This window comes from Streptomyces sp. NPDC058632 (assembly GCF_042717095.1).
In the GTDB taxonomy this organism is placed as follows: domain Bacteria; phylum Actinomycetota; class Actinomycetes; order Streptomycetales; family Streptomycetaceae; genus Streptomyces.
In genome coordinates this window covers 1-25248 of sequence record NZ_JBHXQZ010000079.1, presented here as the reverse complement: position 1 = coordinate 25248, position 25248 = coordinate 1, and the positions used below count along the sequence as shown (strand labels likewise).

At 70.6% G+C, this 25248-nt stretch carries 22 protein-coding genes and 3 pseudogenes; 14 read left to right on the top strand and 11 right to left on the bottom strand.

All coding sequences use genetic code 11. From position 1 onward, the window contains the following. Positions 1–75 precede the first annotated feature (75 nt). The 4 genes from ACFWVE_RS26170 to ACFWVE_RS26155 are packed head-to-tail and all read left to right on the top strand — an operon-like array spanning position 76 to position 5370. Positions 76–867: a redox-sensing transcriptional repressor Rex gene (locus tag ACFWVE_RS26170; protein WP_384018602.1), complete on the top strand. Its 792-nt coding sequence runs from the start codon at positions 76–78 to the stop codon at positions 865–867. Beyond that, positions 864–2663 (top strand): glutamyl-tRNA reductase, encoded by a 1800-nt coding sequence (locus ACFWVE_RS26165; RefSeq protein WP_384018600.1) that lies wholly within the window; start codon positions 864–866, stop codon positions 2661–2663. Before ACFWVE_RS26170 ends, ACFWVE_RS26165 begins: the two co-directional genes overlap by 4 nt. Continuing rightward, positions 2660–3658: a hydroxymethylbilane synthase gene (hemC, locus tag ACFWVE_RS26160; protein WP_384018597.1), complete on the top strand. Its 999-nt coding sequence runs from the start codon at positions 2660–2662 to the stop codon at positions 3656–3658. Before ACFWVE_RS26165 ends, hemC begins: the two co-directional genes overlap by 4 nt. After that, on the top strand, positions 3655–5370 hold the full coding sequence (locus ACFWVE_RS26155) for a uroporphyrinogen-III synthase (RefSeq protein WP_384018594.1): 1716 nt from the start codon (positions 3655–3657) through the stop codon (positions 5368–5370). Before hemC ends, ACFWVE_RS26155 begins: the two co-directional genes overlap by 4 nt. Before the next feature lie 90 nt (positions 5371–5460). On the opposite strand, the gene ACFWVE_RS26150 is transcribed toward ACFWVE_RS26155, so the two are convergent. From ACFWVE_RS26150 to ACFWVE_RS26140, 3 genes are read right to left on the bottom strand one after another with little or no spacing between them, the layout of a single operon-like run. Next, positions 5461–6654 carry a type II toxin-antitoxin system HipA family toxin gene (locus ACFWVE_RS26150; RefSeq protein WP_384018591.1) on the bottom strand — a complete coding sequence of 398 codons (1194 nt, stop codon included), beginning with the start codon at positions 6652–6654 and terminating at the stop codon, positions 5461–5463. Continuing rightward, positions 6644–8299: a DUF262 domain-containing protein gene (locus ACFWVE_RS26145; protein ID WP_384018588.1), complete on the bottom strand. Its 1656-nt coding sequence runs from the start codon at positions 8297–8299 to the stop codon at positions 6644–6646. Before ACFWVE_RS26145 ends, ACFWVE_RS26150 begins: the two co-directional genes overlap by 11 nt. A 55-nt stretch (positions 8300–8354) precedes the next feature. Further along, entirely contained in the window at positions 8355–8759 is a 405-nt protein-coding gene (locus ACFWVE_RS26140; RefSeq protein WP_384018585.1) for a hypothetical protein, read from the bottom strand. An 87-nt stretch (positions 8760–8846) separates the two neighbouring features. Between ACFWVE_RS26140 and ACFWVE_RS26135 the strand changes: the two genes are divergently transcribed. Beyond that, a complete protein-coding gene (locus ACFWVE_RS26135; protein WP_384018582.1) occupies positions 8847–9020 on the top strand; it encodes a hypothetical protein in 174 nt (57 codons plus the stop codon). A 252-nt stretch (positions 9021–9272) separates the two neighbouring features. Here ACFWVE_RS26135 and ACFWVE_RS26130 read toward each other — a convergent pair whose 3' ends face one another. Together ACFWVE_RS26130 and ACFWVE_RS26125 are read right to left on the bottom strand one after the other, a co-directional pair. Continuing rightward, positions 9273–9476, bottom strand: coding sequence for a DUF397 domain-containing protein (locus tag ACFWVE_RS26130; protein WP_384018580.1), 204 nt, complete (start codon positions 9474–9476; stop codon positions 9273–9275). Then, entirely contained in the window at positions 9473–10312 is an 840-nt protein-coding gene (locus tag ACFWVE_RS26125; RefSeq protein WP_384018577.1) for a helix-turn-helix domain-containing protein, read from the bottom strand. Before ACFWVE_RS26125 ends, ACFWVE_RS26130 begins: the two co-directional genes overlap by 4 nt. A 208-nt stretch (positions 10313–10520) precedes the next feature. On the opposite strand from ACFWVE_RS26125, the gene ACFWVE_RS26120 reads away from it, so the two are divergent. The 3 genes and pseudogenes from ACFWVE_RS26120 to ACFWVE_RS26110 all read left to right on the top strand — a co-directional run. Next, positions 10521–10787: a putative ATP-grasp-modified RiPP gene (locus tag ACFWVE_RS26120; protein WP_384018574.1), complete on the top strand. Its 267-nt coding sequence runs from the start codon at positions 10521–10523 to the stop codon at positions 10785–10787. 3 nt (positions 10788–10790) lie between these two features. Then, complete coding sequence (locus ACFWVE_RS26115) at positions 10791–11228, top strand: hypothetical protein (protein WP_384018571.1); 438 nt, start codon at positions 10791–10793, stop codon at positions 11226–11228. After that, positions 11225–11749 (top strand): annotated as a pseudogene (locus ACFWVE_RS26110) (SAM-dependent methyltransferase); the annotation flags it as partial. The gene ACFWVE_RS26115 and the pseudogene ACFWVE_RS26110, both read left to right, overlap by 4 nt. 263 nt (positions 11750–12012) lie before the next feature. Here the strand turns inward: ACFWVE_RS26110 and ACFWVE_RS26105 are convergent. After that, positions 12013–12531: an SMI1/KNR4 family protein gene (locus ACFWVE_RS26105; protein WP_384018634.1), complete on the bottom strand. Its 519-nt coding sequence runs from the start codon at positions 12529–12531 to the stop codon at positions 12013–12015. Between the two features lie 471 nt (positions 12532–13002). On the opposite strand from ACFWVE_RS26105, the gene ACFWVE_RS26100 reads away from it, so the two are divergent. Further along, complete coding sequence (locus tag ACFWVE_RS26100) at positions 13003–13902, top strand: helix-turn-helix domain-containing protein (RefSeq protein WP_384018568.1); 900 nt, start codon at positions 13003–13005, stop codon at positions 13900–13902. Positions 13903–13934: 32 nt separating this feature from the next. On the opposite strand, the gene helR is transcribed toward ACFWVE_RS26100, so the two are convergent. Further along, positions 13935–16112 (bottom strand): RNA polymerase recycling motor ATPase HelR, encoded by a 2178-nt coding sequence (gene helR / locus ACFWVE_RS26095; RefSeq protein WP_384018566.1) that lies wholly within the window; start codon positions 16110–16112, stop codon positions 13935–13937. A gap of 702 nt (positions 16113–16814) precedes the next feature. Here helR and ACFWVE_RS26090 point away from each other — a divergent pair. Both ACFWVE_RS26090 and hemB read left to right on the top strand, forming a co-directional pair. After that, on the top strand, positions 16815–17363 hold the full coding sequence (locus ACFWVE_RS26090) for a lamin tail domain-containing protein (RefSeq protein WP_384018564.1): 549 nt from the start codon (positions 16815–16817) through the stop codon (positions 17361–17363). 113 nt (positions 17364–17476) lie between these two features. Further along, on the top strand, positions 17477–18469 hold the full coding sequence (gene hemB, locus ACFWVE_RS26085; RefSeq protein WP_384018561.1) for a porphobilinogen synthase: 993 nt from the start codon (positions 17477–17479) through the stop codon (positions 18467–18469). Positions 18470–18565: 96 nt separating this feature from the next. Here hemB and ACFWVE_RS26080 read toward each other — a convergent pair whose 3' ends face one another. Continuing rightward, a complete protein-coding gene (locus tag ACFWVE_RS26080; protein WP_168487486.1) occupies positions 18566–18757 on the bottom strand; it encodes a hypothetical protein in 192 nt (63 codons plus the stop codon). Positions 18758–18936: 179 nt separating this feature from the next. Between ACFWVE_RS26080 and ACFWVE_RS26075 the strand changes: the two genes are divergently transcribed. Beyond that, positions 18937–20076 carry a glutathione-independent formaldehyde dehydrogenase gene (locus tag ACFWVE_RS26075; protein ID WP_384018558.1) on the top strand — a complete coding sequence of 380 codons (1140 nt, stop codon included), beginning with the start codon at positions 18937–18939 and terminating at the stop codon, positions 20074–20076. 48 nt (positions 20077–20124) lie between these two features. On the opposite strand, the gene ACFWVE_RS26070 is transcribed toward ACFWVE_RS26075, so the two are convergent. Next, positions 20125–20436: a DUF2690 domain-containing protein gene (locus tag ACFWVE_RS26070; RefSeq protein ID WP_384018555.1), complete on the bottom strand. Its 312-nt coding sequence runs from the start codon at positions 20434–20436 to the stop codon at positions 20125–20127. 36 nt (positions 20437–20472) lie between these two features. On the opposite strand from ACFWVE_RS26070, the pseudogene ACFWVE_RS26065 reads away from it, so the two are divergent. Continuing rightward, positions 20473–20704 (top strand): annotated as a pseudogene (locus tag ACFWVE_RS26065) (peptidoglycan-binding protein); the annotation flags it as partial. A gap of 96 nt (positions 20705–20800) precedes the next feature. Here the strand turns inward: ACFWVE_RS26065 and argS are convergent. Further along, positions 20801–22576: an arginine--tRNA ligase gene (argS, locus tag ACFWVE_RS26060; protein ID WP_384018632.1), complete on the bottom strand. Its 1776-nt coding sequence runs from the start codon at positions 22574–22576 to the stop codon at positions 20801–20803. A 152-nt stretch (positions 22577–22728) separates the two neighbouring features. Between argS and lysS the strand changes: the two genes are divergently transcribed. Continuing rightward, complete coding sequence (gene lysS / locus ACFWVE_RS26055; protein ID WP_384018552.1) at positions 22729–24471, top strand: lysine--tRNA ligase; 1743 nt, start codon at positions 22729–22731, stop codon at positions 24469–24471. Positions 24472–24575: 104 nt separating this feature from the next. Here lysS and ACFWVE_RS26050 read toward each other — a convergent pair. After that, positions 24576–25248: pseudogene (locus ACFWVE_RS26050) on the bottom strand (hypothetical protein); the annotation flags it as partial.

Genomic DNA, 25248 nt, shown 5'->3' with positions numbered 1-25248 from the left:
GACATAGCCTGCATTCGACGGGGCGGTCCGGGGACGTATGACCGCCTGAAGCCCCGCTCTACCCGCAGGAGCACCGTGGCAACTGGCCGAACTCACCGACCGGCGACCCGTAGCCGAGGGATCCCCGAGGCCACCGTCGCCAGGCTTCCGCTGTACCTCCGCGCCCTCACCGCGCTCTCCGAGCGCTCGGTGCCCACGGTTTCCTCGGAGGAACTGGCGGCTGCCGCGGGCGTCAACTCCGCGAAGCTGCGCAAGGACTTCTCCTACCTGGGTTCCTACGGGACCCGGGGGGTGGGCTACGACGTCGAGTATCTCGTGTACCAGATCTCCCGTGAACTCGGTCTGACCCAGGACTGGCCGGTTGTGATCGTCGGTATCGGTAACCTCGGTGCCGCGCTCGCCAACTACGGCGGGTTCGCCTCCCGCGGGTTCAGGGTCGCCGCGCTCATCGACGCCGACCCCGCGATGGCCGGAAAGCCCGTCGCCGGGATACCCGTGCAGCACACCGACGAACTGGAGCAGATCGTCGAGGACGAGGGGGTGTCGATCGGCGTGATCGCGACGCCCGCCGGTGCCGCCCAGCAGGTCTGCGAGCGCCTCGTGGCCGCGGGGGTCACCTCCATCCTGAACTTCGCGCCGACCGTGCTGTCCGTTCCGGACGGCGTCGACGTACGCAAGGTGGATCTCTCCATCGAGCTGCAGATCCTCGCCTTCCACGAGCAGCGCAAGGCCGGCGAGCTGGCCGCCACCGGGGCCGCCGCCCCCGCCCAGCCGCCCGTTGTCGCGCGCCGGGGTGCCGCCGCGGACCCGGAGCCCACCGTCGACCAGGGACCCGACGGGGACGTACCCGCCGTGATGCCGACATGAGTCTCCTCGTCGTCGGGCTGAGCCACCGCAGCGCGCCGGTCAGTGTGCTGGACCGGGCCTCGCTGAGCATGGACGCGCAGACCAAGCTGCTGCAGGACACGGTCGCCGCCGAACCGGCCGCCGAGGCCGCGGTGCTCGCCACCTGCAACCGCATCGAGCTGTACGCCGACGTGGACAAGTTCCACGCCGGTGTCGCCGAGCTGTCCACGTTGCTGGCCCAGCACAGCGGGGTCGGCCTGGAGGAGCTCACCCCCCATCTCTATGTGCACTACGAGGACCGCGCCGTCCACCACATGTTCTCGGTGGCCTGCGGACTGGACTCGATGGTGGTCGGTGAGGGGCAGATCCTCGGCCAGATCAAGGACTCGCTGGCACGTGCGCAGGGACTGCACACCGCGGGCCGGCTGATGAACGACCTGTTCCAGCAGGCGCTCCGGGTCGGCAAGCGGGCCCACTCGGAGACCGGCATCGACCGCGCCGGGCAGTCCCTGGTCACCTTCGGCCTGGAGCAGCTGGCCCTCGGCACGCCCGTCGAGAGCTGGGCGCAGGGCAAGAAGGCCCTGGTCATAGGCGCCGGTTCGATGTCGTCGCTGGCCGCGGCCACGCTCGCGCGGGCCGGTGTCTCCGAGATAGTGATCGCCAACCGCACCGCCGACCGGGCCGAGCGCCTCGTCGAGATCCTGACGGAGGGCGATGACACGGACGTGCCGGCCCGCGCGGTACCGATGGGATCGGTGCCGTTCGAGCTGACACGTGCCGACATGGTCGTCTCCTGCACGGGCGCGACCGGGCTCGTCCTCACCGCCGAGGCGATCGCCGCCGGTGTCGAGGGCCGGGCCGGGGCGCGGCCCACGACCGTGCGCGGTGAGCTGCCGGACGTCGCCGTACGCGGCGAGGCGCCGGAGACCGTACGGGGCGAGGTGCCGGAGGCGCGGACGGCGTCCCTGCCTCCCGTGAGCATCGGCACCGACGAGGACTGCCCGCTGGACCTGGCCTCCGTGCAGCCCGGCTTCTCCGTGATGGGCGAGGCGGCCGTCGCCGGCATGGACGCGGCGACGCTGGAGCAGCACGCGACGTGGGCCGGGGGCAGCACCGTCGACCGCCGCCAGGCCGGCCGGCGCGGCGTGGACGCGGACGGCGCGGACCGGGCGGGCCCCGAGCTGATCGGCGCGCTGGCCGCGACCGCGGCGAGGGCCGGCCGGATCCCCGAGCGACGCCGTCCGGAGCCGGTGGCCGAGCCGCCGCGCCCGGAGCCCGTGCTGTACCTGCTCGACCTCGCGATGCCGCGCGACATCGACGCCGCCGCGCACCGCCTCGCCGGGGTGCGGCTGGTCGACATCGAGACACTCGCTCAGGCGTCCGCGGACGCTCCGATGGCTGCCGATGTGGACCAGGTCCGGCGTATCGTCTCCGACGAGGTGGCGGCGTTCGGGGCGGCACAGCGGGCCGCGCACATCACGCCGACCGTGGTCGCGCTGCGCACCATGGCCGCGGATGTGGTGTCCGGTGAGATCGCCCGCCTCGAGGGCCGGCTGCCCGGCCTGGACGACAAGCACCGCGCGGAGATCACCCAGACCGTGCGGCGGGTGGTCGACAAACTGCTGCACGCGCCGACCGTGCGGGTCAAGCAGCTCGCGGCCGAACCCGGCGGCGCCGGGTACGCGGACGCGTTGCGCACCCTGTTCGACCTCGACCCCGAGACGGTGGCCTCCGTCTCCCGAGCCGAGGAAAGCACCGAGAAGAACGCGAAGAACGCGAAGAGCGTGCACATCGCAGAGAACCGAGGGCCGGCATGACTGGAAAGGCACTGAGGCTCGGGACCAGGCGGAGCAAGCTCGCCATGGCCCAGTCCGGGCAGGTGGCGGATGCCGTGAGCCAGGTGACCGGACGGCCTGTCGAGCTCGTCCCGATCACCACGTACGGTGACACGTCGCGCGAGCACCTCGCGCAGATCGGCGGTACGGGCGTCTTCGTGGCCGCGCTGCGCGACGCCCTGGTGCGGGGCGAGGTGGACTTCGCGGTGCACTCGCTGAAGGACCTGCCGACCGCACCGCACGACGAGCTGGTCCTGGCCGCGGTACCGGAGCGCGAGGACCCGCGTGACGTGCTCATCGGGCGGGACGCGCTCAAGCTCACGGACCTTCCGCGCGGCGCCCGCATCGGCACCGGCGCGGCACGCCGGGTGGCCCAGCTGAACGCGTACGCGGTGGCCCACGGTCTGGAGTTCGAGACGGTGCCGATACGCGGCAACGTCGACACCCGGATCGGGTACGTCACCAGCGGTGAGCTGGACGCCGTCGTGCTGGCGGCCGCCGGACTGAACCGGGTCGGACGCAGCGACGAGGTGACCGACTTCCTGTCGGTCGACACGGTTTTGCCCGCCCCCGGCCAGGGGGCCCTGGCGGTCGAGTGCTCCGTGCGCGACACGGAGCTGGCCGCCGCGCTCGCCGAGCTCGACGACCCGTTCACGCGGGCCGCCGTGACGGCCGAGCGGTCACTGCTCGCCGCCCTGGAGGCCGGCTGCACCGCCCCTGTGGGGGCGCTCGCCGATCTTCCCCCCGGTCTCGACTTCGCTCGAGACCGGGGGGACCCCCAGACGGACGGGTCGATTGTCAAGGAAATGCGCCTGCGGGGCGTCGTCGGCACGACCGACGGCACCACGCTGGTGCAGCTGTCCACCACCGGTCCCGTGCCCGAGACGCATGAGGCGGCGATGGCGCTCGGTCGCGAACTCGCCACCGAGATGCTCGCGCAGGGCGCGGCCGGTCTGATGGGGGAGCGAGCACTGTGAGCCCCACTACCCTTCCACCCCCTCCGGAACACGGGCACGTCACCTTCCTCGGTGCCGGACCCGGGGATCCGGGACTGCTGACTCTGCGCGCCGTGGAGGCGCTGGCGAACGCGGACGTTCTCGTCGCCGAGCACGAGGTGCTCGACGTCGTACGCCGGCATGCCAGGCAGGGCGTCGCCGAGGTGCCCACGGACACGGACTCGGCGGGTTCCTCCGCGATGTCCGCTCCGGGCACAGGCACGCCTCAACTCACGGTTGTTGACGGCGCGTCACCAACCGTTGGCGCACCCGCGGTGCGGGATGCGGCACATCTTGTCATGCAGGCCGCGCGGGGCGGCAGGCGGGTCGTCCGTGCGGTGGCCGGTGATCCCGGCCTCGACGCGTACGCCGCAGAGGAGATGCTGGCGTGCGTGGCGGCCGGGGTGACCTTCGAGGTCGTCCCCGGTGTCGCGGCCGCGGTCGGCGTGCCCGCGTACGCCGGTGTGCCCCTGCGGGACGCGCAGGGCGCGGACGTACGGTTCGTGGACGCGCGCACCGCGTCCGACCGGTGCTGGACCGAGGTCGGGGTGTCGGACGGCACGGTGGTCGTCTCCGCGACGCTCGACTCGGTGGCCGCGGCGGCGGGCGAACTGGTGTCCGCCGGTCGCAAGCCCGACACCCCGCTGACGGTGACCGTCGCCGGTACGACGACCCGGCAGCGCACCTGGACGGCGACGCTCGGCACGATCGCGCAGACACTGAAGCAGGCGAAGGCGCTGCCGTCGCCCGAGGGCGGCCGGCCGGTCATAGCCGTGGTCGGTGAGCGTTCCGCCCCCGCCCAGCGCGACCGGCTGGCGTGGTTCGAGTCCAAGCCGATGTTCGGCTGGAAGGTGCTCGTGCCGCGCACGAAGGAGCAGGCGGCGTCGCTCTCCGACCAGCTGCGGTCCTACGGCGCGGTGCCGCACGAGGTGCCGACCATCGCCGTCGAACCGCCTCGCACCCCGCAGCAGATGGAGCGGGCGGTCAAGGGCCTGGTCACGGGCCGCTACGAGTGGATCGCCTTCACCTCCGTCAACGCGGTCAAGGCGGTGCGGGAGAAGTTCGAGGAGTACGGTCTCGACGCCCGCGCCTTCGCCGGGATCAAGGTCGCCGCGGTCGGCGAACAGACGGCCAACGCGCTGATCGCCTTCGGTGTCAAGCCCGACCTGGTGCCCAGCGGCGAGCAGTCGGCGGCGGGGCTCCTGGAGGACTGGCCGCCCTACGACCCGGTCTTCGACCCGATCGACCGCGTCTTCCTGCCGCGCGCCGACATCGCCACCGAGACGCTGGTGGCCGGCCTGATCGAGCTGGGCTGGGAGGTCGACGACGTCACCGCCTACCGCACGGTGCGCGCCTCGCCGCCGCCGGCGGAGACCCGTGAGGCGATCAAGGGCGGCGGCTTCGACGCGGTGCTCTTCACCTCGTCGTCGACGGTCCGCAACCTGGTCGGCATCGCGGGCAAGCCGCACAACGTGACGGTCATCGCCTGTATCGGCCCGGCGACGGCGAAGACGGCCGAGGAACACGGGCTGCGGGTCGACGTCATGGCCTCGGAACCGTCGGTCCACAAGCTGGCGGAGGCCCTGGCCGACTTCGGCACCCGCCGCCGGCTGGCCGCGCTGGAGGCCGGCGACCCGGTGACCCGGCCGAGCGAACGGCGCCCGGGAGCGCGCAGACGCCGGTCTACGACCTGAGATGAGAAGGGGCGCCCTTTCGGGGGCGCCTCTTCTCGTCCGGCCTACGACGTCTTGAGCACGTCCGCCCAAGATCCGCGTGTTATCGCCTCAGGCGTGCATCAGCGGAAGCTGTTCAAGACGTTCGTCGATGGCCCTGACCACCATGTCGGGAACGGGGTAGTCACGTTTCACCTGAGGCCACGAGGTGGCGAGGGCCGCGACGCTCTCCCGCACGGTCGAGGCGATCTGTTCATCGGGCAGCATCAGCGACGGTGACAGGGCGCGGAAGCTGTCGAGAGTGACGCGTGCGCAGTCGGTGGTGCCGCTCAGCGGGAAAGCCAGCTTCTGGTCGGCTTTCGGGTAGGCGGCGATGCACACCAGGTCGTACGCGGGAGAGAGCCGGGCCTGTCTCCCGGCCGGGTAGCGCAGCGTCCAGTTCTTCAGGTGTGCGTCGGCGTTTCCCATGACGACCATGGCGACGAGCCGGCGTACATACTCGACGACGTCCTCGGGTGGGCAGATCGCGTTGATCACCCGGCCGAGGCCGGTGTAATTGGCCCGGTCGTACTTGGAGTCGGCGGCGACTTCGCGCACCTGGGCGAAGTCTTCTTGATGGACTCGGCCCTCACGCGTCCGGTCGAAGCGCCGCACCGCGAGTACGGGCTCCGAGGGATCGGTCAGTCCGTCGGGCAGATCGCTGACCTTCGAGCCGGGGACGAGGACGGCCTCGGGCACATCGATACCCGACAGGGCCGCCCAGTGCAGCATGGCGTATTCATTGGCGGGGACGGCGGGGAAGCGTTCGTCGGGGAGCTTGACGATCCAGTCGCCGCCGCTGCCGGTGGTCGGAAGCACCAGTGCCTTGCCCGAGAAACGCATCGAGAACTTGGGCTGCACGCCGGCCAGGGAGAAGCGCAGGGCATGGTCGTGGCTGCATGTCTCGGGCTGGTCGTGGTCGGGGAGGTCGTCCAGCGGAGAGTCCGGCACCACGCGTACCGCACCGGGCAGATCCTCACCGAGATGGTTCAGCAGGACGAAGTCGTGGATCCGCTGCTTGCCCAACTCGGCGGCCACCAGACGCCGGAGCCCGCTGCCCTGCTCCGGAAGCAGGTTCGCGAACCACTCCGGCACACTGCCACTCGCTGTCCGGCGCTTGCGCGGATCACGCTCGAACCCTTGCCCGAGAATCGGATGGTCGGCTGCCAGGTCCGTGTACTCGAACCACGTGTTGCCCTTGTGGTGACCCAGCACGCCGACACGACGGTCTCCCAGGTGGACCGTCGCGGTCACATCACGCTGCATCTGTGCCGTCTCCCCAGAGGTTCTCGTCGAACAGGGCCTCGGCCTCTGGCCCGTCGGAGAATCCGAACAGCGCCATGCGCTGCACATGATCCGAGATGACCGTGGTCATGATGCGGGCGCGGCGGTCCAGGAAGTCGACGGTGCTTTCGTCGGTATACGCGTTGAGCAGGTCCAAGCACCGTTCGTCCATGCAGTGCGACCGGAGGACGGCAGGGTCCGACCACTGCCAGAGGTGGCCGAAATCGGTCCGGTTCGCAGGGTGCAGCACCTTGGCGGCCATGGTCCGGCCGGACACCAGTGACTGCAGGGGGGAATTCCCGTTGTTGAGCATGTCCACCAGCAGGCGCGAGTCGCCGAGCAAGGTGCCCGTCGGGTAGTGGTTCCCGTCCGAATCCGTGGCTGGCGCGAGGAGGACGGGGCGGGCCGACAGGAGACCGAGCACGTTGATCTTCGCCTGGGTCCGGTTCAGCGCCGTCTGGGTCAGATTCGGCTTCCATAGTTCTCCGCCGATCGGCAGCAGGCCCAGCATCCGGGTGGCACTGGCGACGGGATCGTCATGTACGGCGCCGGCGTTGCGCCGCAGAGCGACGGTGTTTCCCTGCGGGGCCGCGCCGACCGCCGCTCCCCGCCAGACCCAGCGGCGCAGGAGCTCACTGCCCCGCCCCGCCGGGTACCCGAACAGAGCGGTGTAACGGGTGAGCACGGGCACGTAAAGGGCGTACGGGAGCAGGCGCAGGTGGGGAATTCCGGCCTCGTCGCGCAACCAGTCGACCACCAGGCGAAGTGCCTTCTCGGTCCGGGCGAAGGCCTGTTGCCGGTCCTTGTCGTCCTTGAACTCATGGCGGAAGTCGCGGTCCACCTGCCCGCCCCGCGTCGCCATCACGCTCTGCATGAGCAACTGGGGGGTGAAGTCACCGAAGTCGAGCGCTCCGACCCGGTCACGCAGCGCATCGAGATCGGACGGCTGCACATCGAGGGGAGCGGAATGCAGAGCCTGGAAGATCTCGGCTTTCTTCAGGGTCTTGCCGAAGGTGTTCATCCGGTCGAAGATCTCGCGCAGCGCCTGCTCGTCGTCGCCCTCGATTTCGTACATGGGAATCTCGTAGGTGCGGATGGCGGTGGCCACCGAGTCGCAGAGGCCGTATTCCTCTTCGGTCAGCCACGGCCGTTCACGTTGCCAGGAGATGAGCCGCCGGTTGTCGCCGGCGACCCAGACCGGCAGCCAGTGATCACGTACGGTCCGGGAGTGCGGCGCGGACAGGAACCGTCTGCGGGCGTCCTTCTCCCGCAGGTCGTAGAAGATGCGGAACCGGCGGTCCACCGTGTCCTCGGATGCCGTGAGCGCGCCGATGAGCGTGGTCAACCGCTGCTGTCCGTCGACCACCCACAACGCGTCGGACCTTTCCGGGGCGTCGAACCGGAGCTCGCCCAGGGTGATCTCGGCGGCCGGTGCGGGCTTGCGCCACATCAGCAGGTTGCCGATGGGGTAGCCACGCAGGATGCTGTCGAAGAGCCGTTCGGAGTCGGAGGCTTCCCAGCGGTACGAACGCTGGAAGCGCGGAATCCGGATGCGCCCGCTCAGGGCCCATTCGACCAGTTCCAGCGGTGCGACACGACCGACCTTGGGCTTGGTCACACCTGCCATGGTCCACCTCCGAGTGTCAGGCCATCGTAGGTCCGGGCGGCCGGAGTGCCCGCGTTCAACGCAGGTCCCGCAACAGGGTGCCGTCCTCGGTGGCGAAGGCCGTCCAGCCGTTCTGGGAGTTGCCCGCGAGTGCCGTGGCCGCGCTGGAGGGGGTGCCGTGAACGGAGCCGTCCTCCAGCCGGAGCGTGCCATCCTCGAGTACTTCGGCATAGTGCACCCGGTGGAGGTTCCGCCGCCGCCACACCAGCCGCTGCCCGGGGCGGAGCCGCCTGTCCACCAGGAGGGGGCGGAGCGCGGGTTCCGGTGATGAGGGTGTGCCGGCCCCGCCTCCTGGCTGCGTCACCTTCTCCGGGAGGCCGAGGATCCGGCGGAGAGTGCTGTTCGGCGTGTCGACGAAGGGCTTGGCCTGTTTCTGCAGCTCTTCGTACACCTCGTCGTCGACCCGGATCGTGGGGCTCATTCCACTTTCCCTCTCCATCTGCGAGAATGTGACAGTCGAAAGGTAGCAGAGTGAAACGGCGTGCGCAGCGGGCCTGGACGGGTGCCTGTGCCGCTGGGACCGGTCAAGGCGCTGAGCCTCTTCGAGCCGGCCGCCGATCAGGTGGCGGTCCGGGTGCCACATGTGCTGGTCGCCGCTCTGATCGAGCCGGGACGGGGCCGACGACCCGGTGACGAGGCCGGGCGAGGGGTGGCCGCGGAGGTCTCGGGACAGAACACCTAGGCCAACCTCGACATCACCTGGCTCCGCGACCCCAGCCTCGACGACGCGGACAGCCTGCCCGCCCCCGAGGTACTGGCTGCCGAGATCGTCGAGGACCTTCAGGCCACGCTGGAGGAGTTCGCCGCGATCGCGGAGACCTTGCAGCAGGCACGGGGAGAGGGCCCTGCGGCGGAGGCGGCTCCGGTCGTCGACTGACACGCGGACGTGGCCCGCACCCTTCAATGCAGGCGTGGGTCACGGTCGTTCACTTCGTCAGCGCTCGACTGCGTATGGCAGGAAGGCCGTCCAGGTGGCAGGGGCGAGGGCGAGGCGGGGTCCGGTGAGGTTCTTGGAGTCACGGACGAGGATGTGTGCGGGGGCAGTGGCTACCTCGACGCAGTCGGGGCCGTCGGACGTGCTGTAGCTGCTCTTTGTCCATTCCGGCTCGGTGCCGGTTACAGGGGCCTTGAGCGTCATGTCCTTGTCCCTCCCGGTGCTTTCTCGATGAGGGGCAACGAATCCTGTGGGCTGAGAGCCTGGGCGCGCAGAGCTCCGTAGCGGGTGTCGAGGACCGTTGTTTCCCTGGGGTCAGCCGTCACTCTGCTACTCAGGGGCGATTCGCTGAACGCGATTGTGGTTCCTCCCTTGAGCTCGAGCAGCCGGAACGAACCGCCGGTTCCGGAGTTCACCTCGCGGTCCGAGGGAAGGACCTGGAGGTCCACGTTGCGAAACTGGGCAATTTCCAGCAGCCGTTCGAGCTGCTGGCGCATCACCATTCTGCCTCCCATGGGCCTGCGAAGCGTCGACTCGCACTGCACAAAGCTGAAGACGCGCCGCCCGGTCATGAGATCAAGGATCCCCTGTCGTGCCAAGCGTGCCACCACCTGCTGCTCAACCTCATCCTCGGTGAGCGCCGGTCGATGCGCGTTGAATACGGCCCGTGCGTAGTCCTCGGTCTGCAACAACCCTTGAATGACGGAGCTGTTGTAGGCCCCCAGCTCGACGGCCTCAGCCTCCAGCTTCTTCAAGTCCCCTACCTTCTTCGGGTACCGGACCTCCGCCACGTCCTGCTTGAGCGCGGCGATCTTCCCGCCCGCCCCCAACACCTCGTCCGCCGCGTCCAGGTACTCCGGCCGGGGAATCCGTCGCCCCCGCTCCACACAGGAGACCATCTCCTCCCCGTACCCGATCGCCGCCCCGAACTCCGCCTGGGTGAGGCCGGCCGCCTCCCGCCACAGCTTCAGCTGCCGCAGGACGGTACGCATCACGGCCCCGGCCTCTTCGTCGTCCGGCCCCGCTGCCCACTCGCTCATGTCCGCCGCCTCCCGTCGCGCGCACCCTTCCCCGGACCAACTCCGGCCGCCCGCACCCGGTCACCCCGGGCAGGCCGGACAGAAACCGGACACCCGGCGTACAGCGACCGGCCGTACGAGCTGCCCGTTTTCACGGTTTGCACACGCGCGAGCACACTGGGTGGCGCGAATCGGGAAACGCCGTATCGCGGAGAGAGAAGGGACACCCATGACGACGCTCACCCCCGAGGCCCCCTGGGCGCTGCGCCTGGTCACCGACCGGCTGCCGGTCGGGCCGCCGCCGTACGCGACGGTGGCGCTCGACCCGGTCACGCAGACCGCCCGCTACACCGACACCGCCGGGCGGCCGGTCGAGATGGGCAGGCACGGGACGTCGAGGACGACCGGCACCGCCTCCGTGTCCGGGGGCGGTGACGGGAACGGCTCGCAGCCCCAGACGCAGGACGACAGCACCACCGACTACGAATCGGACTGACGGATGCCCCCCACCGTCCTGGTCGTCACCGCGCTGGAGGACGTCACCGCGGACCGGGTCGTCGCCGCGCTGAACGCGCGTGGGGTGCCGGTCGTCCGCGTCGACCCCGCCGACATCGGGCCCGACCTGACGTTCGGCGCCCGCATCGACGGGGATCGTCCGGCGTGGAACGGGTGGCTGCGTACGGCGAGCCGGGAGGTGGGGACGGGGGAGGTGACCGTGCCGCCGCCCGTAGAGGCGGCGCTGCACGCCTACCTGGCCTCGTTCGGTCTGGTCTTCGGCTGCTTCGACTTCGCGCTCACCGGTGACGGGGACGACCCGGAACACTGGACGGCGATCGAGTGCAACCCGAACGGACAGTGTGGCTGGCTTCCCGACGCCGAGGACATCACCGAGGCGTTCGCCGACCTTCTCACCGTGGAAAGGAAGGGCCGTTCATGACGATGCCCGTCGATCCCGAAACCGATGCCGCGCGGCTGCGCGCGGTCATGGCGGAGGACCTCGCCGTACGCGGGTTGCTGGACGATCCGGCCTGGCGGGCGGCGGTGGAGACGGTGCCCCGGCACAGGTTCGTGCCCGGCTTCTACCTGCCCGCCGACGAGCGCGACGGGCAGGGGCCGACCGTGTGGCAGCCGGTCACCGCCGCACTCGACCACGGGCGCCGGCTGGCCGCCGCGTACTCCGACACCACGCTCATCACCCGGTTCGACGGTGACGAACCCGACTGGGAGCACCCGGCCGAGCGGCACGGAGGGGCCCCGACCTCGTCCTCCACCCTGCCGTCACTCGTGGTGCGGATGTGGGCCGACGCCGATGTCAGGGAGGGGCACACGGTGCTGGAGATCGGCACGGGGACGGGGTACTCGACCGCGCTCGCCTGCGAACGCCTCGGTTCCGCCGGCGTCACGAGCATCGAGGTGGACGCGCGCCGGCTGAAGCGGGCCGCGAGCGCGCTGCACGGCTTGCGAAGTCGCGCTCCCACAGCTTCCAGTCCACTGGGAAGCCGTTCCCGGCGATGATGTGTGCCGTGCGTTCCACCGAGCCGTCGTACCTGAACTCGATTCAGCGGCGTTCGCGAGCTGTCCCGCGCGGTTCTGGCCGACGAGCTTCGAACCGGAGCGGCTGTGCGTGTGTTCCGAGGGTCGCGGGGCTGAGCTTCGGGGTGTGGAAAGCCACGAGCTCGGGCGGTCGCAGGCGGGGACCTCGTGCGGAGTCCCTCACCGGCTCAGCGGCAGAGTTCGTCGATGTCGTCGGCGAAGGCCGGGAATTCGGCACGGGCCCTGGTGATGATGTCCCGGGCAGGGCGGCGCGGGGTGGTGGCGTGCCGCTCGGCGAGCCGGGTGAGGCTCGCGTCCGGACGCGACTCGTGCTCCTCGTACAGCACGGACTCCAGTGGTCCGACGCCGTCGGCCAGCACCCACAGGAAGTCGGACAGATTACCGGCCACCACGCCGCGCTCACCCTCCGATCCCATGAACACCACGGGCTGCTCGGCCAGGGGCCGACCGGGCCGGCCGTACCAGACGGCCGCGAGACCGCCGGAGCCGTCCTGCCCGAACAGCCGGTAGGCGTCGCCGTCGAGCTCGGGGTTTCCGGTCCATTGGCGTAGCCAGTCGGTGGTTTCCTCGGCGGTGCCGAAGGCGCCGTAGGGCTCGAAGTCGATCCCGTGACCGTCGGCGTGGTCGAACTCGACGCGGGCCAGGTCGGCGAGGGCGGGTGGCAGGCGGCGGTCGTCACCGGGCATTTCGTTCACGGGCGTACCGTAACCGCCCGCACTGACATTCGGCCTTCGCGCCGGCGTGCCGGGCAGGCGGCCCACCGGCGCCGGGAAACGCAGGCTGCGGCGGTTCGCGGGCCGGGGCTGCGGGCGGTAAAAGACCAAAGAACCCAGGGAAAAAACCAACCAACCAAACCAAACCTCGCGTAGGTCACTCGGGTGGGTGAAACCGGCCGAAGCGGCTGGCGCGCCGGTGGTTCGGGCGGGCAGTCTCGCCTCGAGGGCGAGACGACTCGCCGCTCCCACGACCCCGCACATACGTCGGCCCCCGCCGGGACTATCACTCCCAGGGCGAGGGCCTGACCAATGAAGGAAGCGAGCCTCTTCCCCATGGCTGAGATGAAGCCTAATGCCGCCCCGCGCCCGAATCAGGGTGTTCGGCGAAGCGCCACGCCCTCTGGTGTCACCCACGTACGCACGTACCAATCCGGTCAGTACGTGGTCGTGGGCAACCACCTCGCCCAGCACCGCGAGTTGTCACTGACCGCGATCGGACTGGCGACCCACATCTTCTCGGTGCCCGAGGGCACCCCGGTCGACATCCGCAGCCTCGCCGAGCGTTTCCCCGAGGGGCGCGACCGGATCGCCTTCGCGCTGCGGGAGCTGGAGGCGCACGGCTACCTGGAGCGGGTCCGCGAGCACACGACGGAGGGCCGCCTGGTGACGCGTACATACGCCCATCACGCGCCGCTCCCCGCCCGGGTGGCCGTGTCGCCCGCCCCCACTCCCGTCCGGGTGGCAGGGCGTACGGCGGTGCCCCGTACCCGCACCCGCGACGCCGCGACCGGTGCTGACGTACGGGAAACGTCCCAGGAGGACGACCAAGCCACTGCCGAACCGGTCACCCCGGTCACCCCGGTCACCCCGACCGAGCCCGCAAACGCCCTCGCATCCGAGGACCCGCCGCGTGACGCAGCCCGTCGTGACGACCCGCTGTACGAGAAGGCGGTCGCCCTCCTCGCGGGTCTGCGCCGCACCGACGAACGCCTTGCCCTGCCCCTCCGGGACGTGAACAGACCGGCCCCGGGTGTCGTCGACCGGTTCGAACGAGACGCCACCGCCGCCGTCCACCGCACGCTGACCGCAGATCTCCCCGCCGTCATGAAACACCCGGCCGGCGTGATCGCCTACCGCCTCCGCGCACTGCTGCCCCCACCCCTTCCCGCCGTCCCCACGCCCCCGCCGGGCACGGTGTCGAGCACGAGCGGCGCTCACCGCCCACCCCCCTTCCAGGACTGCGACGGCTGCGGACGAGTCTTCCGCGCCCCGGAACCTGGCCGCTGCCGCGATTGCCGGTCCGGTCCGATGGCAATGAGCGAGGGCGCATGCGTGGCCTGAGCGCGTGCCTCCCCGTACAACCCGTCAAGGCGTCAGGTGAGGACGACCAGTTGCTGGGTCGCCCGGGTCATGGCCACGTAGCGGTCGACCGCTCCCTCGATGCCCGTGCCGAACCTGTCCGGGTCCACGAGGACGACCAGGTCGAATTCGAGGCCCTTGGCGAGTTCCGGGGTCAGGGAGCGGACGCGGGAGGTGCCTCGGAACGTGGGGTCGCCGATGACGCAGGCGATTCCGTTGCCGTCCTCGTGGGCGGCGAGCCAGGTGTCGAGGACCGCGTCCAGGTCGGAGGCCGGGCCGTGGACGACGGGGAGGCCGCCCGCGCGGATGGAGGTCGGGACGTTGGCGTCGGGGAGGGCGGCGCGGATGACCGGCTCGGCTTCCGTCATCACCTCCTGCGGCGTGCGGTAGTTGATGTTCAGGGAGGCGACGTCGATCCGGTCGAGGCCGATGCGCCGGAGCCGTTCCTGCCATGATTCCGTGAAGCCGTGCCTGGCCTGGGCGCGGTCCCCGACGATGGTGAAGCTCCGGGACGGGCAGCGCAGGAGCAGCATCTGCCATTGGGCATCGGTGAGTTCCTGGGCCTCGTCCACGACGACGTGCGCGAACGGGCCCGCGAGCGCGTCCGGTTCGGGGGTGGGCAGGGCGCTCTCGTCGATCAGGCTGTCCCGCAGATCCTGGCCGTGCAGCATCGTCACCGCGCCCTCGCCGTCGTCGTCGGAGGCGATGACGTTGTCGATGACGCCGGCCATGCGCTCGCGCTGGGCGGCGATCGAGGCGTCGTGGCGGCGCTTGCGCAGGGACGACTTCGGGTCGCCGAGCCGCTGCCGGGCCGCGTCGAGGAGCGGCAGGTCGGACACCGTCCAGGTCTGGGCGTCCTCGCCCTCGCGCCGCAGGCGCCCGACCTCGTCGGGGCCGAGCCAGGGGGCGCACATGCGCAGGTACGCGGGGACCGACCACAGGTCGGAGACGATGTCGGTGGGTTCGAGGAGCGGCCAGGCGTTGTTGAGGGTGGTGACCAGTTCGTGGTTGCCGCGCAGGGCCCGCTGGAAGAGGCGGTCCGGCGGGGCCTCGGCGCCGTGCTTGTCCCGGAGGATCGTGACCAGCTCGTCCCAGATGTGCTCACGCGCCTCGTTGTGCGGGGTGCCGGGCTCCGGGGCCTGGAAGGCCTCCGCCCAGTCGTCGGCGGTCAGCGGGACGGTCGACCAGGGGGTGGTCACCGCCATGGTCCGGGCGGGCGGGTCCTCGTAGAACCGTACGGCCGTCTCGATCGCCCTCACCATGTCCGCGGACGCCTTCAGACGGGCCACCTCCGGGTCGCGCTCGGCGGCTGCCGTGGGCCCCTCGGGGACGAGGTCGCGCAGCGTGCAGGTCTGTACGCCCTCCTCGCCGAGGCTGGGCAGGACGTCGGCGACGTACGCCAGGTACGGCTGGTGCGGGCCGACGAACAGCACGCCGCCGCGACGGTGGCCGAGGCGGGGGTCGGAGTAGAGCAGGTACGCGGAGCGGTGCAGGGCGACGACGGTCTTGCCCGTACCCGGGCCGCCGTCGACGACCAGGGCGCCGCGCGAGCCCGCGCGGATGATGGCGTCCTGGTCGGCCTGGATGGTGCCGAGCACGTCCCGCATCCGGTCCGACCGGTCGCCGCCCAGACTGGCGACGAAGGCGGAGTGGTCGTCGAGCGCGGCGGCGTGCCCCTCGAGGCCGTCGGCGGTGAACACCTCGTCCCAGTAGTCGCTGATCCGGCCGCCGGTCCAGCGGTACCTGCGGCGGCTCGCAAGTCCCATCGGGTCGGCGTGCGTCGCAGCGAAGAACGGCTCGGCGGCGGGGGACCGCCAGTCGAGCAGCAGGCGGCGGCCCGTGCTGTCGGTGAGGCCGAGCCGTCCGATGTACACCGGCTCGGGGTCGTCGGCGCTCACGATGTGCCCCAGGCACAGGTCCAGCCCGAAGCGGCTCAGGGCGCGCAGGCGGGCGGTCAGCCGGTGCACCTCCAGGTCCCGGTCCATCGCCTCCCGGCCGACGCCACCGGGCGCCCTGAGGGTGGCGGCGCGACGGTCGGACAGCTCGGCGATCGCCCCCTCGAGGCTCTCCGCGATGGCCGCGAAGTGCGCCTGGTCGCCGGCGATCAGCTTCGGGTCGGCCTTGGCCGCAAGACGCTCGGGGAGGTCGAAGACGCTGGTAGGGCTGATGGTCGGATGGTTAGTCGGCTTCACGAGGAGCGATTCTGCGCCATCCCGGGGGCCTTGCCGCAAGCCCCCCGGTGCGCTATACGTTGAGAGTGGCAAGGAGTGGGTTCGCCTCCTTGCCTTTTTGCATTCCTCGCACGGCGCTTCCTCGCCGGCCGTCGCCACCGCCGCCTCGGTCGTCACCGCGGGTGGGCAAGCCCTCCTCACCATGGCGCGGTGCCTCGGGTGTGCCTCCGGTGCCTCACGTGCTTCAGCTCTCGCCCGAGGTCTCGGGACAAGGTGCGCTCTTCGGCATCGGGTCGCAGCCCGGGACCGGTCCGGCGACGCACGCCGCTCCTGTCCCTTGTCCCTGCGGAACCGAGTGGAGGGAAGGCCTCCACCTCCCCGTGCCCCGCCGGGCCTGTTACCCACTTTCGGGTGAACGTCAGGGTGGCGTGCGCGGTGGCGCACCAGGGCACGACCTTGGCCGAAGCACGACGGACCCGGACGGGCCACGGGTCGATGTGCGACGTATCGATTCGAACTCCGTATTCGAATGGTATGCGTGCATCTGGCAGTCGAGTGTTGCGGACATGTCCCCATTACGTCCGCGGTGGGGGAACTTTCCATGAAAGGAACCGTTACGGCAGCAGAGTGTGGGACCTCGGCAGCCAGCCGGGACGTACCACTCGGAGAGCGCCGCCCGTCCATACGTGGGATGGGCCGGCGCACGAACGCGAAGGGGACCACGTGTCTGCTTCTTCCGCCGCCCGCCGTCTGACCGCTGTCGCTCTGGTGACCGGTTCCGTCGTGGCGGCCGCCGCCCTGCCGGCGTCCGCCGACCAGGACAGGGCCCCCGACCGTCGGCAGGTCGTCATCAGCGCCGTCCAGTACAACGCTCCCGGCCCGGACACCCGCAGCAACCGTTCGCTGAACGGCGAGTGGGTGAACATCACCAACCGGTCCCGCCAGAGCGTCGACCTGAAGGGCTGGACCCTGCGCAACAGCGAGGGAGACAGGTATACCTTCCGTCACCTGCGGTTGAACGGCCGCTCGACGGTCAAGGTGCACACGGGATTCGGCCGCGACACCCGCCATGACGTCTACCAGGACCGCCGCGGGCACATCTGGGACAACCGCTCCGACCGGGCCACCCTGTCGAACCGCCGTGGCGCGGTCGTCGACACCGAGAGCTGGGGTCGTTTCCGCGGCCATGAGCGTGGCGACGACCGCGGCAATGAGCGTGGCAATGACCGCGGCAATGAGCGTGGCGACGACCGCGGCCACCGCCAGCGCTGATTCACCGTCCCGAGGGCGTGTCACGGCAGCCGGCCGTGACACGCCCTCCGGCGTTCCCCGGGCCGACCGGCCGTCGGTAAAGGCAGGCGGCCGGCGGGCGTAGCGTGGGTGGTATGACGACGTACGGATCTTTTCCCGGCACCCGGCCCCGGCGTCTGCGGACCACCCCGGCCATGCGCCGGATGGTCGCCGAGACCCGGTTGCACCCCGCCGACCTCATCCTGCCCGCCTTCGTGCGCGAGGGGATCGGTGAGCCGGTGCCGATCGAGGCGATGCCGGGCGTGGTGCAGCACACCCGGGACACCCTGAAGAAGGCGGCCGCGGAGGCCGTGGCGGCCGGGATCTCCGGGATCATGCTGTTCGGCGTGCCCGAGGAGTCCAAGAAGGACGCCCTCGGCACCCCCGGCACCGATCCGGACGGGATTCTCCAGGTCGCCCTGCGGGACGTACGGGCCGAGGTCGGGGACGACCTGCTCGTCATGTCCGACCTGTGCCTCGACGAGACGACGGACCACGGGCACTGCGGAGTCCTGGACGACCGGGGCCGCGTCGACAACGACGCCACCCTCGAGCGGTACGCCGAGATGGCGCAGGTCCAGGCCGACGCGGGCGCCCACGTCGTCGGGCCCAGCGGGATGATGGACGGGCAGATCGGCGTCATCCGTGACGCCCTCGACCAGATCGGCCGCGAGGACGTCGCGATCCTCGCCTACACCGCCAAGTACGCCTCCGCCTTCTACGGTCCCTTCCGCGAGGCCGTCGGCTCCTCGCTCAGGGGCGACCGCAAGACGTATCAGCAGGACCCGGCCAACGCCCGTGAGTCCCTGCGCGAGCTGGCCCTCGACCTCGCCGAGGGCGCCGACATGGTGATGGTCAAGCCGGCCGGCCCCTACCTCGACATCCTCGCCAAGGTCGCCGACGCCGTGGACGTGCCCGTCGCCGCGTACCAGATCTCCGGCGAGTACGCGATGATCGAGGCCGCCGCGGAGAAGGGCTGGATCGACCGCGACCGGGCCGTCCTCGAGTCGCTCACCGGCATCAAGCGGGCCGGTGCGCAGAACATCCTCACCTACTGGGCGGTCGAGGTGGCCCGCACCCTGCACTGACTCCGTCGACGCTTCACACGCTTCAGCAGCCCCGGCCCCGGGCGCGCCTCGCCCCAGCCCTCGCCCTCGCCCGGCGAGGGCGACCGGCCGATGATGTCAGCGGTCGGCGATGTCCTCGCGGAGGCCGTCGGAGAACTCCCACCACGACAGAGGGAGCCAGTCGCCGTTGACGAAGGCGTCGACGGTCGCGCCCCGGCCACGGACGGTCACGGTCGTCCCGGGCGGATAGGTGGTGCCGGACAGGCCCGGCACGGAGACCAGCAGGGTCCCCAGTCGTTGTGCTGACACTTCTCGCTCACCCTCATGATGTGCCGATGCGGCACGGAAAATTGCACCGCACTGCGTTCATGGCGAGATTACCGACTTGCCTGATGCTGTGGACCGAAGAACCATGAGGAATAGGTCACGCCGAGAAATCGGGGGCGGGCGCGTGATCGGACGTGCGTTGTCGAACGAAGGGCGCGATCATGAAAGCCGTCGTTTACAAAGGGCCGTTCAGCGTCGAGGTCGAGGATGTGGAGAAGCCTCGCATCCAGCATCCGAACGACGTGATCGTACGGGTCACCTCCACCGCGATATGCGGCTCCGACCTGCACATGTACGAGGGCCGGACCGGCGCCGAGCCCGGCATCGTCTTCGGCCACGAGAACATGGGAATCGTCGAGGAAGCAGGCCAGGGCGTCACCGCGCTCAAGGAGGGCGACCGCGTGGTCATGCCCTTCAACGTCGCCTGCGGGTTCTGCACCAACTGCGCCGAGGGATTCACCGGATACTGCACGACCGTCAATCCCGGCTTCGCGGGCGGCGCCTACGGCTATGTCTCCATGGGGCCCTGGCAGGGCGGCCAGGCCGAATACCTGCGCGTTCCCTACGCCGACTTCAATTGCCTAAAACTGCCTCAGGGAAAGGAGCACGAGAGCGATTTCATCCTGCTCGCCGACATCTTCCCCACCGGCTACCACGGCTGCGAACTCGCCCAGGTCCGCCCCGGTGAGAGCGTCGCGGTGTACGGGGCCGGCCCGGTCGGGCTCATGGCCGCCTACTCGGCTCTGCTGCGCGGCGCGAAGAAGGTGTTCGTCGTGGACCGGGTCCCCGAGCGGCTGCAGAAGGCCGAGGAGATCGGTGCGGTCCCAATCAACTTCGCCGAGGGCGACCCGGTCGAGCAGATCAAGGAGCAGACCGGGGGCGTCGGCACGGACAAGGGTGTGGACGCCGTCGGCTACCAGGCGACGACGACGACACAAGGGGAAACGCACGAGGAACCGGCGACCGTGCTCAACTCGCTCGTCGGCACGGTCAGGCCGACCGGAGCGCTCGGCGTGCCCGGACTCTACGTCCCGGCCGACCCGGGCGCACCGGACGAGCAGGCCAAACAGGGCATGCTCCTCGTCGCGATCGGCAAGCTCTTCGAGAAGGGCCTGCGGGTGGGGACGGGCCAGTGCAACGTGAAGCGCTACAACCGGCACCTGCGCGACATGATCATCGAGGGCCGGGCGAAGCCCAGCTTCGTCGTCTCCCACGAACTGGGTCTGGACCAGGCGTCGTCGGCGTACGACAAGTTCGACAAGCGGATCGAGGGCTACACGAAGGTCGTGCTGCACCCCTGACCGTTCGGGCCTTCGGGCCTTCGGGCTTTCGGGCCTTCGGAATCGCGTTCAGCGGACCGTGGCCTCGAAGCACTCCCGTTCCGGGTCCGCCGCGGAGCGGAAGCAGGCTCGTACGACGGTGCCCGGGCGGGTTCTTGTCATGGGCGTATAGACGTACGCCTTCGCGTCCAGGGCGTCCGCGATCTCGGCGGAGCGGGTCGGGCCGGCCGCGGTCGGCCCGATGCGGTCGCCCACCCGGGTGCCCCGGACACGGCCCCGGCTCGTCCCGCACTCGGAGCTGTAGCGCACCTGAAGGTGGGCGCCGGAGGCGGTGCGGTGCTCGAGGAGGGTGTTCGGGGGGAAACCGCAGAGCATGTTCATCGGATCCCCTGCCTTAGCGGGCGGCCCCCTGGCAGCGGGGCGGGGGAGGGGCGGCTCGGCACCAACAGCTGGAAGGCCCTCCAGCGCGGTCTCAGGGCGTACTGGGGTTACCACGACGCCGATCGACGGGATCGTCGGACCCAACACGGTGAAGGCGCCGCAGCGGCTGCTGAAGGCGCACTGGGGCTACACCGGCGCCATCGACGGTATCGCCGGCTCGGGGACCCAGGCCGCGTTCAAGCGGTTCGCCAACGGCAACCCCGGCTGACCGGATGCCGGTCGGCCGGTTGACCGCCTGAACGGCCGCGGCCCGTCCTCCCTTCGGGGGAGAGGACGGGCCGCGGTCTCGTACGGTCGGCGGCGCTCAGAGCCGCTCGGGCGTCCTGATGCCCAGCAGGGCCATGCCCCGGTGCAGCGTGCGGGCCGTGACGTCGCACAGGAACAGGCGGTTGGCCACCTGGTCCGGAGACTCGGCCTTCAGTACCGGGCACTTGTCGTAGAACGACGTGTACAGGGACGCCAGCTGGTACAGGTACGCGGTCAGCTTGTGCGGGGCGTACTCGCGGGCCGCGTCCGCCACCGTCTCCGCGAACGCGTCCACGTGCAGGCCCAGCGCCCGCTCGGCCTCGTGCAGCGCCAGCTCCGGGTGCGCGGACGGGCGTGCGCCCTCGGGGGCCTTGCGCAGGATCGACTGGATACGGGCGTAGGCGTACTGGAGGTACACCGACGTGTCGCCGTTCAGCGAGACCATCTGGTCGAGGTCGAACTTGTAGTCCCGGTTCGCCGACGTCGACAGGTCCGCGTACTTCACCGCGCCGACGCCCACCTGGGTGCCCCGCTCGGCGATCTCCTCCTCGGAGAGGTCCTGCGCCTTCTCCCGGACCACCGCGGAGGCACGGTCGATCGCCTCGTCCAGCAGGTCGACCAGTTTCACCGTCTCGCCCTCACGGGTCTTGAACGGCTTGCCGTCCTTGCCGAGGACCGTGCCGAACGCCAGCTGGAGCGCCTTCACCTCGTCGCCGAGCCAGCCGGCCCGGCGCGCGGTCTCGAAGACCATCTTGAAGTGCAGCGCCTGCCGGGCGTCCACCACGTACAGCAGGGTGTCGGCCTTCAGGTGGAAGACACGGTCGCGGATCGCAGACAGGTCGGTCGCCGCGTAGCCGTAGCCGCCGTCCGACTTCTGCACGATCAGCGGGACCTGCTTGCCGTCCGGGCCCAGGACGTCCTCGAAGAACACGCACAGCGCGCCCTCGGAGCGGACCGCGACGCCCGACTCCTCCAGCAGGCGGCAGGTCTCGGCGAGCATGTCGTTGTAGCCGGACTCGCCGACGATGTCCGCGTCCCGGATCTCCATGTCCAGCTTGTCGAAGACGGAGAAGAAGTAGATCTTCGACTCGTCGACGAACTTCTGCCAGATGGCGAGCGTGCGCGGATCGCCCGCCTGGAGGTCGACCACCCGGCGCCGGGAGCGCGTCTTGAACTCCTCGTCGGAGTCGAACAGCTTCCGCGCGGTCTTGTAGAGGCGGTCCAGGTTGGACATCGCCTCCTCACCGGAGGCCTGGAGGTTCTCGGCGTCCTTGTGGTCCAACTCGTGCGGGTGCTCGTCCAGGTACTGGATGAGCATGCCGAACTGGGTCCCCCAGTCGCCGATGTGGTGACGGCGCACCACGTTCTCCCCGGTGAACTCCAGGAGTTGGACGACGGAGTCACCGATCACGGCGGACCGCAGGTGGCCGACGTGCATCTCCTTCGCCACGTTCGGCTGGGCGTAGTCGATCACCGTGGTGCCGGGGTCCGCGGCCACCGGCACACCGAGGCGCTCGGGGTCCGCGTACCGCGCGGCGAGGTTCGCGGTGATCGCCCGGTCCGCGATCGTGATGTTGAGGAAGCCGGGTCCGGAGACCTCGACGTCCTTGATCAGCTCGTCACCCGTGACGACGTGCGCGACGACCTCGGCGGCAAGCTCCCGCGGGTTCGCCTTCGCCTTCTTGGCCAGCGCCAGGATGCCGTTGGCCTGGTAGTCCGCCCGGTCGCTTCGGCGCAGCAGCGGGTCCGCGCCGGCGGCCTCCGGCCGGGTGGCCGAGAGCGCGGACGCGAGGTGCTGCTGGACGGAGTCGCTGAGGGACGTGACCGAGGCCATGGAGTGGCTGCCGTTCTGCTCGGGTTCCGGGAGTACTACGAAAACCGAGTATCCCACGCGGTGAAAAGCGGTTTTCGCGGATGCGGTCCGGGCTGGGAGGATGGAGAGGTCAGCCGTGCGACCGTGCCGGCTGCCCGAGCAGAAAGAAGGACGTGCCGATCGTGGCTCAGAGCACCGAGACCACCGACTGGGTCTCCCGTTTCGCGGACGAGGTCATCGAGGAGTCGGAGCGTCGGGCCCCGGGCAAACCGGTCGTCGTCGCGTCCGGACTGTCCCCGTCGGGCCCGATCCACCTGGGCAACCTCCGCGAGGTCATGACCCCGCACCTGGTCGCCGACGAGATCCGCCGCCGCGGCCACCAGGTCCGGCACCTGATCTCCTGGGACGACTACGACCGGTACCGCAAGGTCCCGGCCGGTGTCGAGGGCGTCGACGAGACATGGGCCGAGCACATCGGCAAGCCGCTCACCTCGGTCCCGGCCCCCAAGGGCTCCCCGTACCCGAGCTGGGCCGAGCACTTCAAGGCCGCCATGGTCGCCTCGCTCGCCGAGCTGGGCGTGGAGTTCGACGGCATCAGCCAGACGGAGCAGTACACCTCCGGCGCCTACCGTGAGCAGATCCTGCACGCCATCAGGCACCGCGGCGACATCGACGCGATCCTCGACCAGTACCGCACCAAGAAGGCCCCGGCGAAGAAGCAGCAGCAGAAGGCGGTCGACGAGGCCGAGCTGGAGGCGGCGGAGGGCTCCGGTGCCGCCGCCGAGGACGACGGCAGCACCGGCTCCGCCGGCTACTTCCCGTACAAGCCGTACTGCGGCAACTGCGAGAAGGACCTCACCACCGTCACCGTCTACGACGACGACAGCACCGAGCTGACCTACGCCTGCACCGCCTGCGGCTTCTCGGAGACGGTCCGGCTGAGCGAGTTCAACCGCGGCAAGCTGGTCTGGAAGGTCGACTGGCCGATGCGCTGGGCGTACGAGGGCGTGATCTTCGAGCCGAGCGGGGTCGACCACTCCTCGCCCGGGTCGTCGTTCCAGGTCGGCGGGCAGATCGTCGGCATCTTCGGCGGCAAGCAGCCCATCGGTCCCATGTACGCCTTCGTCGGCATCAGCGGCATGGCCAAGATGTCGTCCTCACGCGGCGGCGTGCCCACGCCCGCCGACGCGCTGAAGATCATGGAACCCCAGCTGCTGCGCTGGCTGTACGCCCGCCGCCGCCCCAACCAGTCCTTCAAGGTCGCCTTCGACCAGGAGATCCAGCGCCTCTACGACGAGTGGGACCGGCTCGACGCCAAGGTCGCCGACGGCACCGCCCTGCCCGCCGACGTCGCCGCGCACTCCCGCGCGGTGGGCACGGCGAGCGGCGCGCTGCCGAGGACGCCCCGGCCGCTGCCGTACCGCACGCTCGCCTCCGTCGCCGACATCACCGGCGGGCACACGGACCAGGCGCTGCGCATCCTCAGCGACTTCGACCCCGCCCACCCGCTCGCCTCGCTCGACGAGGCCCGGCCCCGCTACGACAAGGCCGAGGCGTGGATCACCCTCCACGTCCCGGCCGACCAGCGCACCATCGTGCGTACGGAGCCGGACGAGACGCTGCTGAAGTCCCTCGACGAGGAGGGCCGCCGGTCCCTGCGGCTGCTGCTGGACGGACTCGCCGACCACTGGTCCCTGGACGGGCTCACCCACCATGTCTACGGCGTCCCCAAGGTCCAGGCCGGCTTCCCCGCCGACGCCACGCCCAAGGAGCTGCCGGCGGAGATCAAGACCGCCCAGCGGTCGTTCTTCGCGCTGCTCTACCACCTGCTGGTCGGGCGGGACACGGGTCCGCGTCTGCCCACCCTGCTGCTCGCGGTGGGGCAGGAGCGGGTGCGGGCGCTGCTCGGGGACTGAGCGACGTATCGACGCATACGAGGAGGGGGCGCCCGGTGTTCGCCGGGCGCCCCCTCCTCGTATGTACTACGTATGCGTATCTGCGTATCTCCGCGCGGTGCGGGTCACGCGATGTGGTCTTCCTCCAGCTCGGCGGAGTGGCGGTTCTGGAAGTCGAGGACCAGGCGCTTGGCCTCGGCGTCCAGCAGGGAGTGGCCGTACGTCGCCCGGACGTTGTCGCCGAACTCGCGCGGAGTCGGGTAGCCGCTGCCGCTTATCGACTGCTTGAAGACCTGGTAGTAGCCGTCGTCGTCCGGTACCGGGGCCGGGGTTTCCGGAGTGCCGCCGCCCTCGCCCAGTTCACGGGTGCGGCCGGGGCCGACCGGGATGGGGAAGGTGCCGGTCTCCTCCGGGGACGGCTCCTGCGCCGGGGGCGCCTCCTCGAACTGTCCGCGGTACTGGTCGGCCCGCTCCTGCTCCGCCACCCACGCGGCGTACTGCGGGTCCTCGGCGGGATCGTAGGTGGGGTCGTAGCCGCCGTGGTACTCGACGGACTGAGGGTCCCTGGCGTGCAGCCACAGGCTCTGGTCCGGGTCGGGCGGCGGCTGCTGCTGTTCGTACGGCGCGTTCGGGCCCTGCTGCCCGTACGGGGGCAGGGGCTCCGCGTCCGGGACGTCGCGGAGGCCGCGGCCGTTGCGGGCCCGGCGGGCGTCACGGAAGGTCCGGGGGTCCTCGGCGTCCTGCGCGTCGCGGTGGTCGCCGTCGCGGTGGTCCTCGTCGTACGCGCCACCGTCGTCC